Annotated in this window: 7 protein-coding genes and 1 pseudogene; 4 read left to right on the forward strand and 4 right to left on the reverse strand. The window is 68.4% G+C overall.

Going from position 1 to position 12,519, the window contains the following annotated elements; all coding sequences use genetic code 11:
• Window positions 1-195: 195 nt before the first annotated feature.
• Window positions 196-3,123: a CRISPR-associated helicase Cas3' gene (gene cas3, locus ACZ4FV_RS32510; RefSeq protein WP_465323935.1), complete on the reverse strand. Its 2,928-nt coding sequence runs from the start codon at window positions 3,121-3,123 to the stop codon at window positions 196-198.
• Between the two features lie 881 nt (window positions 3,124-4,004).
• Between cas3 and ACZ4FV_RS32515 the strand changes: the two genes are divergently transcribed.
• Window positions 4,005-4,451 carry a DUF4267 domain-containing protein gene (locus ACZ4FV_RS32515; protein WP_465323936.1) on the forward strand — a complete coding sequence of 149 codons (447 nt, stop codon included), beginning with the start codon at window positions 4,005-4,007 and terminating at the stop codon, window positions 4,449-4,451.
• A gap of 118 nt (window positions 4,452-4,569) precedes the next feature.
• On the opposite strand, the gene ACZ4FV_RS32520 is transcribed toward ACZ4FV_RS32515, so the two are convergent.
• Complete coding sequence (locus tag ACZ4FV_RS32520) at window positions 4,570-5,100, reverse strand: ferredoxin (RefSeq protein ID WP_465323937.1); 531 nt, start codon at window positions 5,098-5,100, stop codon at window positions 4,570-4,572.
• A gap of 922 nt (window positions 5,101-6,022) precedes the next feature.
• Window positions 6,023-6,958 carry a hypothetical protein gene (locus ACZ4FV_RS32525; RefSeq protein ID WP_465323938.1) on the reverse strand — a complete coding sequence of 312 codons (936 nt, stop codon included), beginning with the start codon at window positions 6,956-6,958 and terminating at the stop codon, window positions 6,023-6,025.
• 197 nt (window positions 6,959-7,155) lie between these two features.
• Between ACZ4FV_RS32525 and ACZ4FV_RS32530 the strand changes: the two genes are divergently transcribed.
• Both ACZ4FV_RS32530 and ACZ4FV_RS32535 read left to right on the forward strand, forming a co-directional pair.
• A complete protein-coding gene (locus ACZ4FV_RS32530) occupies window positions 7,156-7,530 on the forward strand; it encodes a hypothetical protein (protein ID WP_465323939.1) in 375 nt (124 codons plus the stop codon).
• A 509-nt stretch (window positions 7,531-8,039) separates the two neighbouring features.
• A complete protein-coding gene (locus ACZ4FV_RS32535; RefSeq protein WP_465323940.1) occupies window positions 8,040-9,029 on the forward strand; it encodes a PIN domain-containing protein in 990 nt (329 codons plus the stop codon).
• Window positions 9,030-9,055: 26 nt separating this feature from the next.
• Here ACZ4FV_RS32535 and ACZ4FV_RS32540 read toward each other — a convergent pair.
• Window positions 9,056-9,220: pseudogene (locus ACZ4FV_RS32540) on the reverse strand (protein phosphatase); the annotation flags it as partial.
• Window positions 9,221-9,618: 398 nt separating this feature from the next.
• Here ACZ4FV_RS32540 and ACZ4FV_RS32545 point away from each other — a divergent pair.
• Window positions 9,619-11,790, forward strand: coding sequence for an NACHT domain-containing protein (locus ACZ4FV_RS32545; protein ID WP_465323941.1), 2,172 nt, complete (start codon window positions 9,619-9,621; stop codon window positions 11,788-11,790).
• Window positions 11,791-12,519 lie beyond the last annotated feature (729 nt).

Below are 12,519 nucleotides of genomic sequence, written 5' to 3' on the forward strand. Positions count from 1 at the left end.
CTTGTCTAAAAGAGGTTTCGGTAAAAACCCTGGCACACTCGACGAGAGCGACGCGGCGGAATGGAAGAATCCGGCCCGGGCCCCGCGTCGTTTGCGGGGATGACCCGTGTCCGTGTCTCGCACCGACCCAGGTCGCCGGGTGGGCCCCGCGTTCGCGGGGGCGGTCGGGATCGTCGTCGACGGTCCCGACCGCGCCTACCGCCGTCTTTTAGGACGGCCCGCGAAGTCGGGTGCGGTCTCCTCCACGAGCCCGAGCACGCGGTCGTACCGCAGGGTGTAGCCGCCGAGTTCCACCCGTCCGTCCGCGTTCAGGACGAGGGCCGGGCTGTGCTGCAGCCAGGGGTCGCCCAGCCATCCGGGCAGTGGCTTCAACTCCTTCTGCGCGACCCGGCTCTGGCCCGTCGACAACCGCACCGTCCCGCCCAGAACTTCGTCGAGCAGGACCTCGGCGACGTCACCGTTCACCGTCAGGGCACGGCCGGTCGGTGTCCGGTATCCGCCGCCGGGCTCGCCGACCACCAGGACGGCCTCGACACTGGGCAGGCCGTCGCGCACGACGGCCTGGAGACCGCGCTCGCCCCCGTCCAACGCCCCCGCGAAATGCAATCCCTCGAGCGTCGGGTTCTCGTGCTCGCCGAGGCGGGTCAGCAGGAAGCGCTCGGCGTTCTCGATGCGGCCGCGCCTGTCGTCCTCCCAGACCAGGAGGGCCTCGTCCTCCGCCGACTGCCACGCCGCCGGGACCACGTCGCGCGTCCGCCCGTAGATGCGGCCGACGAGTTCGGGAACCTGCGCGGGTACGCGCCAACCGTCTCGCGCGGCGGCTTCGAGGACCAGCGCCGCGGTCCGGAGCAGCGGCCAGCGTCCGTAGATCGCCTCGGACGCCCCGAGCATGTCCGGTGGTCCGTCGTCGGTGGGAGCGAATCCGGTCACCACGACTCGGGGTTCGCGCACGGCATGCGGGCGGACCCTGCCCGTGTGACGATGCAGCCTCCCGATCCGCTGCAGCAGCAGATCGACCGTGGTCAGATCCGTGATCAGGAGATCCGCGTCGACGTCGAAGGATTGCTCGGCCAACTGCGTCGCCACGAGCACCAAACGGGCCGGACGGACGCGATCCCCGTCCGATGCTCCGAGTGCGTTCAGGGCGGCCCGGGTTCGATCGGCCCGTTCCTGCACGGTCAACCGGCCGTGGAGCAGCCGGACTTCCCCTTTGCCGAACCGCTCGATCAGGACTTTCGTCAACGACTGGGCTCGCCCGACCGTGTTGCGAATGACCAGGGCACAACCGCCGTCGGCGAGCCGATCCGCCAGGAGGTCGGCGACCGCGTCGTCCGCGACGCGCTGCGCGGCCGCGCGATTCTCGTCGGTCCCGGTCACCGTCTCCGGCAGTACCTCGAGCCGGACCGCAGGAATCGTCTCGCCCTCGCGCAACTGCACCTCGCGCCACGCGGGCGCCGCGTCGATACCGAACCGGGCTCGTTCCCCGTCCCACCAAGCCGACGTCGCGCACGGATAGCCCCGCGGCTCGACCCAGTCGGACAGATCACATTCGGTCCGCGAAGCCGCGCCCGCGAGGTAGGCGCCCACCAGCGTGTGGCGCTGCGCGGGCGCGAGGGTCGCGGACAGCATCACGACCGGGACGCCGGCCTGCCCGAGCCACCGGAGCGCCTCCTGCAGGAACTGCCCCATGTACACGTCCGCGGCGTGTACCTCGTCGAGAATGACGACCTTGCCCGCGAGCCCGGCCATCCGCAGCATCACGTGCTTCGTACGCGTCGCCGCAAACAACAACTGGTCGATCGTGCCGACGACGAAAGGCGCCAGCAGGCCCCGATGGCGGCCCAGGAACCACCCGGCGAGCGCTTGGGCGACCGTGCCGCCTCCGCCGTCCAGGTAGGGATCGTCGCAGCAATCGAAGCCGAACTCGTCGACACCGGAAAACCGTGCGCTCCGGGGGCCCGCCCCGGCGTCGGCTTGTGTCTTCCACTCGGGGTTGAACCTGCTTTTGCCGTGCAAGAGGGCCACCTGGGTAACGAGTTCCGGGTCGATGCCGCGCAACCAGGCGCGCATCTGATCGAACATCGGATCGCAGGTGGCCTGCGTCGGCATCCCCATGAACACCCCATCGGCGCCGAACCGCGAGGCCAGGACCTCCGCCGCGGCGAACGCGGCCTTCGTCTTTCCCTCTCCCATCGGAGCCTCGACGATCATCAATCCCGGCTCGGTCATCTCGCGCGCGGCCCGCAACACCATGGCCTGCGACGGCCGCGGTTCCTCACCGAACCGCTCCCGGAACACGTCGGCGCCGGGAGGCGGCAGGTTCCCCCAGCCGCCCCTCAGACCCAGCTCCTCCCAGGCCTTGGCGGCGCGTTCACGCGAGGGTTCCATGCCCAAAGACGCCAGGGAGTCGACGCCCACGAAGTGCTTCTCGTCGCTGGCGATCCAGTCAGCCATGACGATCAAGCCGCTCACCTGAAGCTGCGTCGCCCGAGAAGGAGCCCGCACCGGTTCCACCTCGATCACGGACTCGAACCCGAGCGCGGCGGTCACCACCTCCAGCAGGGCCCGTTGGGCGATCTCCCACCGCGCGTCCCCATTGAAGAGGGTGCGCTTACTTCCTCGCAGGGCCAAAGACCCCATGGTCGGGAAGAGCCCATGGTGCCCTGCCACAAGCGGCCACACCCAGTCGACCTGTTCATCCCGCCACCCGGAGGCCCGCAGCTGATCGATCAACACGCGCCCACCCGCGCGATCGTGCTGCCATTCCCTGGGCCCGGCCTCCCTCCGCCAACCCAAGCCGGCTGCCTTCACGGCCTGGGAGCCCGCACGATCCATCTGCTGGAAGGGTGGTGTCGCCTTACCGACATCGTGCACGGCACACAACCAACAGAACAGCCGCTTCCCTCGTCCTCTCCCACCCGCAAGCTCGTCGAGCGCCCGGCGAGTCGACGGAGCGAGGTAGCGATCCCAGATCAGCTCCGCCACGGCAGCGGTGTCCAGCAGATGCGACAGCAACAGATTGACGCGCCCGCCGGCCTTACCTGCGGATTTGCCCCACAACGCGCCCAGGAGGGCAGCGTGATCGCCTCTGATCCGCAGTAAATCGCCCGATGCATCCGGCATGGTCCACTCCTCCATCGACAACGAGGCCGGGACTCTACGAGGTCGCACTGACACAAGACGTGAAGTCGCGAGCCGAGCCCGACGAATTCTTCAACGAGGGGCCTTGAGCTCGAGCCCGGCGACCAGACACGCCCTTCCGTTACCTACAGATCGGCAAGAGCCAGAGAGAGCATGATCGCGACGTACGGCGGGCAGGTGAAGCAACGACTCAACGGGCGATCAGCCACACGACCCGCAGAAGCGGAACCCGCGAGCCTCCGGGTCAACTACGGTGCTGTCGAGCGCGGCCCGTTCACCATGAGCAGGACAATCAACGATCTCGGATGAGTCGATCGGCAGGCCACCGAAGACAGACGACAAATGATCCAAGCCTGGTGGCAAGATACAACTAATCAAAAACACCATTACCCGCTGGTAGAACACCAGGTCACGCAGTCGGCCCCGCGCTCGCGGGGATGTTCCCTCGTCCTGGCCGAAGGGGCGCTGTGGCCTCTCTGCCACCGGAGTGCAGGTGCCGGCAACTGCAGGGGTTCCCGCACCGGACGAACCCGGGGCGCCTGCGGGGTTGCTTCGCTTCAGCGCTGCTGGAGTTTGTGGAGCTCGCTGAAGGGGCTGCCGGCGTCGACGAGTTCGTCGAAGGTCCGGTCTCGAGGATGCGTCCGGTGTCCGTGACGAGGATGCGGTCGGCGATGCGGACGTTGGCGGCGGGCGCGGCCACCACGTGTCGGCGGGCCGTCCGGGCCCGGCCCCGGCGGCTCCCCGCTCGCCGTCCGGGTTGCCTCCAAGTCGCTTCCATGTGCCTTCCAGGGCCACTCGGCGAGTGTTTTCCCCACAAGGCGACGACGGCCGGTCCCACCGGCCCGACACTCGGGAGAACACCCATGAAGCTCAGGACCCTCACCACCATTCTGGCCGCGCTCGGTGGCGCGTTCATCATCTACGTCGGCCTGGCCTACCTGTTCGCCCCGCAGTCGACCGCGTCCGGCTTCGGCCTGCCCACCTGGCCCGAACACCAGGGCACCGGGTTCCTCGCCGTCAAGGGCGTCCGCGACATCGGCACCGGGCTGGTCATCTTCGCCCTCCTGCTGACCGGACACCGTCGGGCACTGGGCTGGACGATGCTCGCCATGACCTTCATCCCGGCCGGCGACATGACGATCGTGCTGAGCAACGACGGCTCCACCGTCACGGCCCTCGGCATCCACGGCCTCACCGCCTGCCTGGTGGCACTCACCGCCGGCCTGCTCCTGCGCGAACACCCGGCCCAGGCAACCACCCCCACGCCCACCCCGACCACCCCGCGCGTGAGCCTCCCGGCCGCACGCTGACCCCCGGGGCCACGCCGATACCGGTGCCCTGCGTCGCGGGCGGGATGAAGCGCCGCTCCCTTGCGGTCGACTGCCCCTCATCGCAGGCAGCGGGAGGAGCCTCTCGTGCGGGACCCGATTAGAGATCGGGCAGCCGGTTGCCCGGCTCGGGCAACCGTCGCTCTTCCAGCCAGTACATGTAGATGCGCAGATCGGTGGCCAACTCGCCGTCGATGTAGGACGCAAAGCCCCGGATCCCCGCCCGGACGCCCTGCCTCACCGCTTCGGGGTCGTCGGCCCAGTCGTGGTGTTCCTGTGCCAGGTACCGCGTGATCCGTCCCCGATCACGCCACCGGTCCCGAACCGCCGACGGGGTCCAGTTAGTGTCGCCGTCGCAACCGTAACGGCCGAACACCTCGCACTCCGCAGCCTCGACCAGGAGCGCCGTCTCGGCCGCCGACCGGGGCTGGCGGTAGATGTACTCGGTGAAGTAGTCCTCGCCGTAGAGGACGTGGTCGGGGGCCGAGAGCCGTCCCGTCCAGCAGGTGTCGGTCTCACCGCAGTACAAGGGCCCGGGTACGTTCAACCAGAGCCGCTCCTCCCAACGAGCCAGGAACGACTTGCGATCGTTGTCGTCGATCGCGGTCCCGGGGTCGAAGTAGAGACTCATGCCCACAGGTTAGAGCGCCCGTTCGACCCACCCGGCGCCACCGTGAACCGTGACCATGCAGCGGCCCACGTGCAAGTCACGACCCTCGGTCGACCCGAAGGTCGACCGCAACTGGCGCGCGTCTCGCGCGCGCGCGTAGTAGTTACTAATTGCGATCCCCGGTCGCCCTGAAGGGCGACCGCCACCCTGGGGTCGCGACGACTGACTGTGATCGTCCACCGGTTGCGATCCCCGCTCGCCCTGAAGGGCGACCGCCACCCCTGTCCAAGCAGGGAAATCCCGCCAAAGGCACTGCGTTCGGAAGCCCACCGGCATCATCGTTCGTGAACAAAGCGGACCTTCGACTTCGGCGCAGTAGGCGTGTCGCGTGTGCGCTTGGGGTTCCGAAGCAGAAGACCACCGTCCGCTGCGGCCGTTGCGGCACCGACCGCAAGCGCAGCCTATCCCTTGGCGCCAAACGCACTCTGCGCATCGAACATCGGCAAGCCCGAACACCGACCGGCGCGGAGCCGAGGGGAAACCCACACACGTCAATAATGTCTGCTTTTGCGATCCTCGGTCGGCTCGTGAGCCGACCGCCACGACATCCGCGCGTCGCACTTGGCCAACACGGCGGAGTTGCGACCCTCGGTCGACCCGAAGGTCGACCGCCACTCGGCACCGATCGCGATTGCCATTGCGGCGAACCAGTTGCGATCCTCGGTCGGTCCGAAGGCCGACCGCCACCGGGGTCGGGACGCTCGGTGAAGGACCCCGGGTGTTACGTTCGACGAGACCGCACCCGCCGACGGGGCGACGTGCGCGAAGGCCGTCGGCGGCGGGAACCGGACGCATTTCCGCCCCACTTAAGCGCGTGGCGATCGAAAACGGGTGTGCCGGTGCGACGACGGCGTTCGCCTCCTACCTGGGGTCGGATACCTGCTCATGGTCCGCTTCGTGCTGTCTGTGGTTCCGTCTCGGCCGGGAACATCCAAGCCCGGAAGCTTTCGCCCTTGGTCTGCACTGTGACGGGGGTGAGCATGGTGGCGTCGAATCCGAGATACGCGCGATCGACCAGCGTGTCGCGTGTCTCCGCTGTGACGATGACCCCCAGCCGCGCGGTTGATTCAACGTTTACGAGTCGACGCAAGTGATGGGTTTCAAGCATCCGCGTCGAGGCCGACAACGCGGAGCCTGTCCACCCCGCGTCGGAGAAGCCGAGCAGGCCTCGGGCGACGGACACGCGAAGGCGAAGATCCGCGATGTCCTTGCTTCCCCGGTGGAGGAGCCTTTGGAGATGAAGTAGGAAACCCAGGACCGATCCGGGTCCGGTCGACTCGACGGGTGCCGTGAGAACGACGCCGTCTCCGAGGTCGACGCGACCGGCGGTCGACATCCCGGAAAACTCGAGGGCTTCGCCGAGCATCACAAACAGACATCGGCGGCGTTGCACTTGCAATACGTCCGAAATTCCTGTGAATCCAGCTATTTCCACGCTCAGAACCCAGTGGTCCGCGAGTGTGGATTCGGAAGCCTCCCGGCTCTCCGCTGTCGGCTGGCTCTGGGGTTCGGCGAGTGTGGCGCTGGCGGCGAGCCTCCACAGTCTGTCGAACAGGTCCAACTCGCGCTCGGCCGTGGTGCCACGCGCCCGACTGCCCAGGATCTCCACCAAAGCGTCCACGGTGTCCCAAGCGGGGCGATTCGTGCCGGAAAACGCTTCGTGCAAGCTGCTCCGACCGATTCTGTTGCCCATCGCCTTACTCATCATGGTCAACGACGGCAGCCCGGCTCTCAGGTGCAACTCGTGCAGAGCATCGTTGAGATCCTTCAGCGGACCGTCGCTCAACACAGGCCGCTTCAAATCCCCGGTCCTTCCCATCCCTTGCCTCCTCGATCCGGAGCCGTCCGGAACCGTCCGGACATGATGCCGGACCGTCCGATTTTGTGGCCGATCGTCCATGGTGGACACCTTCGGCTTGATGGTTGGATCACGCCTCAGCAAGGAGGCGTCCGCCTCAGAACTCGGATTGTTTGGCCCGAATCTGCGCGCGGCTACCGGACATTCGAGGGACTGCTATGGACATCGACCGGGCTCCAATCACCGAAGAGATCACACCGACGAATATCGAGCCGAACCCCGAGACGGCCCCGATCGGTTCGACGACTGCTCGCTGTCGTACAAGGCACGGACGATGCATCCGCAAGATCTACTCCAAGACCGCTCTTTGGCTGTTCGACAACGTCTTGATGCGGGAGAGCGACCCGACTCGCGAGACGAACCTGGACGGTATCGCCCCTGCCTCTGTGCCGCCCACCATCCGACGAGTCCGCGTTCGAGCGCGCGCGGTTCGTGTGGGCCGGTCCCTCACCGTGACCGCGGTGCACGGCGCCGCGACCGGAGTCGGGACCACCATGGGAGGCTGGATCGCCTGGTGGCTGACCAACCAATGAAGCAGCCGGGAATGGCTGCCGCGCGATACCTCCGCAGGTGACGGCGTCGACTACACGCTTGCCGGGTCGCTTCCACTCCGGGCCACAGGCCCAAAGATCGCTCCAGAGGCGGACGCAAACGAGCGGCGCCCTCACGGCCGGCCGCGCCGCACCAGCACCACCGCTCCCGGCCCGATCGCGGAGACCGGTGACGACCAACGGGCGGGCAGGCCCGTTGCCAGCATCTGTTGCCCGCTCGAATGCGGGTGGGCAACGCCTCGGATTGGCCTCGGGCCTGTCCCGAGTACGGCGAACCCGTCCGCGTCGGCCACTACGCTCCCGACAACGGGCGCTTGGACCTGCAACCCGCCTCACCCACCTACGCCACCCAACCCCGGCTCCTGGAGGGGGCGTTGATCAGGAGGATCCACGCGGCCCGCAGGCGGTGCCGACACCGTGTGCGCTGCCGCATCCCGCCGGCTGCCTGCCGTACCGGCGACACCTCACCCGCGCCCTGGCACGATCAGCCCATGCTCATCACCCCGCGGCCGGGCGCCCACCGAGACACCATCCTCGAGACCCTCAAAAAGCTCCACCTGGACGCATCCAACCTCCGGGGCGCCGCCCCCTCCGCCGCGTACACGCGGCTGCTGCAATACCTGGAGTGGGTCACCGACGCCGTCCGGCTCCTGCAGGACCAGGTCAGCGGAAAGGACATTGACCGCCTCATCCAGACACGCCGCTACTACGCCCTCCTCGGGGCCTGCGGCACCCTGGCCGGAAGCGTCCAGCAACGCCTGGTCAACGGCCTCGTCGACCAGGAACTCACCGACCGCGCAGCCGCCCTCGGCGCAGCGGTGGACACCCTCAACGAGCACATCATGCGCTGGAGCGGCCCGATCCGGCTTGTCGTCGCCGACTCCAGCTTCTACCTCAACAGCCCCCAACCCCTCGCCGACACCGACCTGCACGAGGTCATGGCCCTGCCCACCGACGAGGAGATCCACCTGCTGTTCCCGATCGTGGTGGTCGACGAACTCGACCGGCTCAAGGAAACGGGCGGCAACCACCCCAGATGGCGCGCCGGCCACACACTGGGACGCCTGGACGAAGCGATCACCTCGGGCACCACCGGCACCCTGCACCCTCGGGCGACGGGCGAGGGTCGATCCATCGTCGGACAGGTCACCACAGAGATCGTCCTGGACCCGCCGGGGCACACCCGCCGACCGATCGCCGACGACGAGATCATCGAACGTGCCGCCACCATCCGGGCCGTCGCAGGCCGCGACGTGCGCCTTTTGACATGCGACACCGGCCAGGCCACCCGCGGCCGCTTGGCCGGCCTGAAGGTCACCAAGCTCCCCAACGAAGCGGGAGTCGGCGACGAACCGCCCCGTCACAGCAACCGCGGTGATCAACCTCGCGGTACCGGTTCGCGCGGGCAGCGGAAGAACCGCAGGGATGGGGAGCTTGCCGAGGCCGACCCCGACGCCCCGGGCGAGGAGCAACAATCCTGATCGCGGCAGCGGACCGGCCCGATTGGCGAGCGGGCGACCGCGCCGACCACAATGGGGGTGTCGGAGCGATGTGTGGCGGGGGTGTCGCCGGAGTCGCTGTCCAGGACGTCGGCCACGATGACAGTGATGTTGTCCGGGCCGCTGCCGCGCAGCGCGAGCTGGAGAAGCTCTGCCACCGTCTCGCGCAAGCCAACGTCGGCAAACCGGCCCTGCAGCCGCCGTCGTCCCTGCAGCACCGGAATTCAGCCGGGTCGAGACCACCGCCAGCGGCCCCACTGTGCTTCGAGCACCTGGCCGGCCTCGTTGTCGGCGACCCACCGACGCCAACGGGCGTGCGCAGCCTGGACCGAAAACTCCTCGCAGGGGGCTGGTCTCGTTGCGCCTGCGAGCAACAACATGTCCGTCACGACCCATGTGCACGGCTCCCGGCCGGTGTTCTCGGAGGCGGCGTGTAGGACGCGCCGCGGTCCCTCGGCGAAGTACCGTTGTTCGGAAAGGTCACTCCGCCCCAACGCAGTGACGGCAGCGTTGTGTCGCGATCGGGCAAAGCCCGACGCGGAAAGGGCGCGGGTCGTCATGATGACCAGTCATGGGGCGACGTAGGGGGCGTGCGGCCGGGTGGGCATGGGCCGCGCTGTGTCTGATGGGTGTGGTGTGGGTCGTCGGGTGGGGATCGCACGAGGTCAAGCGGGGTGACGTCGATTGGCTGAGCGCGGCCATCGCGTTGCCGGGGTTGGGCATCGGCGTGGGGGCGGCGTATATGTCGTTCGTCTCGTTTCGCCTGCAGATGACCGACGTCACCGTGATGGCCGGCCGGCTCGCCGACAAGGTCCTGCGTGCCGAAAGCCCGGAGCGGGCGCGGCTGTTGGGCAACGATCACAAGCCGATCGACCTGCGTTTCGCGCTGCGCCCCGCGCCGGCACGCAATGCCGCGGGCGCGGATCCCGACGGGCGTCTGGGCGCGGTCGTCGACTACTACCGAAGGTTGCGCCCTCGCCGTCTGGTGATCACGGGGGCACCCGGATCGGGCAAGACGGTTCTGGCCCTCGAGCTCCTGTTGGCCCTGTTGGAGGGACGTGACACGAGGGACCCGGTGCCGGTGCGGATGTCCCTGGCGTCCTGGACCACCCTGCCGGACGACGATGCGGGCCGTGTCGGGCATGCCGCCGAAGCGGGCCGGGCGGTGGAGACTTGGGTGCGCGAGCATCTGGAACGGGTGTACCAGATGGCCGGCGACACCGCGAAGGCGTTGGTCGAGGCGGGCATGATCCTGCCGGTTCTGGATGGGCTGGACGAGATGGACGCCACCGATGCCGGAGGGGCCCCGGGTGGACCCGCCGGTGGTGTTCGCGGGGGTCCGCGAGCGCGACGGGCCCTGCACGCGTTGAACGCCTACACCAGAGGGCGGGAACTCGCGGGGGTGGTGGTGACCTGCCGCAGCGGTCCCTACGAGGCGCTGGACGTGTGGGCCAGGGACGCCGCTCGCGTCGAGGTCACTCCCGTCACGCCCGCCCAGGCCCGGGACTTCATCCTCGCCCGTGTCGACGACCCCATGCGGTGGAGAGACGTGATCCACGCTCTGGACACCGACCCGTCCGGAACGCTCGCGCGAGGGCTGTCGACCCCGTGGCGGCTGACCACCGCCGTGACCGTCCACGAACAACGCGAACCCGGGACGGGGGCGTATCCGCACGCGCCGCGGAACCTCCTGTCGCCGGCCCTGGCCCGCCCGGCGGCCATGCGGGACCACCTCAACGAGCTCTACGTTCGTACCGCAGTCGCAGCGCTCACCGCTCCCGGCGGGCCCTACGCGCGCCATACCCGGGAGCGGGTGCACGGCTGGCTGGCCGTCCTCGCCGGATATCTGCACGCCAACACCGTCACCGGACGGACGGTTGCAGGAAGGACGCCGTCCGGAAGCGACCTGGTCCTGCACGACCTGTGGCCCCTGGCCGGTGAGCGCGCCCGCGGGATCCACTCGGTGCTGGTCAGCGTGGTGGTGATGCTCGCGGCGGGCGTCGGCACACTCGACTTCGAGTCGTCGACGTACGGCCTGCTGGGCGCGGACGCGACCGCCCTGATCCTCCTTCCCACCCTGGTGTCGACCGCGTGGGGAGCGTGGACGACACCACGGCATGCCAACCCGTCCCAGCTGCGGAACCGCCAGGGCCGCAGCCGAGTCACGGACTCGCTCGTACCCGCGTTCCTGGTCGGTGCCATACCCGGGCTCTTGTTCGGAGGCCTGTTCGTGGCACAGGGCGGTATCGAACTCGCTCCGCTGGGTCGATTCGCCCTCGAGAACGGCCAGAAGGTCGAAGGGATCGGTGGAGTCGCCGGCGGCATCGCGGGGGGAATCCTGTGCGTGCTCCTGGACCTGTGCGGATTCACGAGTGACGACCACACGCTCAGACGCAAAGGTCCACGCGACCCCGTTCGCCTGGACCTCGTGTCCGGACTCGTGATCGGGACCATGGGCGGCCTCATCTACGGTCTCGCGTTCGGCCTGGTGTTCGGGACCGGCGTCGGGGTCGCGATCGGAGCCACGATCGGCCCTGCGATCGCATGCGTGTTCGGAGAGGCGGGACATCGGTATATCGCCTTCCTGATGTGCGTCCGTCGCGGTCCCCATCGGCTGCCCTGGCGCCTGGGGCGCTTCCTCCACCGTGCCGACGAGGCCGGTCTCCTGCGCACCACCGGGATCGCCTACCAGTTCCGCCATCGCGAACTCCAGGACTGGCTCGCCCACCACCCCACACCCTGAACGGCCCCCGAATCCCGACGGGATGGGCAGCCAACCCCGACCGGCCGGGAAGGGGCGTCGGGCAATGGGACCTTCGACAACCTGGGGCGTGGACGGATATTGCTCGCCGGAGGCAAGCAAGTTGCCCTCCGGAGGCAAGTCCGAACGCGATGTGTCGACCCCGGGGTGACACATCGCGCGGTGAAGCCAGAGAAGGGCGCGGCGCTCCGAGGGCTTCGCGGCGGCGGCAAGCCTGTGTTGTGGCGGCGTCCGCCTCAGGGGCGGAACATGCCGAAGCGGCTGTTCCATGGTTGGGTCCCCTTCTCGGTCCCTTCGAAAAGTGCAGGTCAGTGACCTGTGGGTTGTTGGGGTGGGGACTGTAGGGACTGAAGGGACCCAATCTTCCGGTTCCGGTGATCGTGCGTGCGTGTGTATGTGCGCGTGTAGAGAAGGCGATGTCACCTGCTGTTCATAACTGGAGATCTCAGTCCCTTCAGTCCCTGGTGTGCTCTTGTTGTGGTCCTGACCTGGGCTTTTGTGAGGGGACTGAACGAAGGGGCCGAATGCGTGCCGACGGAGGAGAGTCCCTTCCGCACGTCGTGGCCGTATGGGTGTCGCGTGTCTCCCGGACCGGTGGCGGTCAGGGGAGGCGAAGCCCGCCCTCCCCGGGGCACGTTGCCTGCGCCTCTCCTTCGGGAAGTCGGCGTGCGGTGACCACTTCCTCGCCGCCCGAGGCCGGAGCGGGGTTCT

Source organism: Embleya sp. NPDC025285, assembly GCF_055558835.1.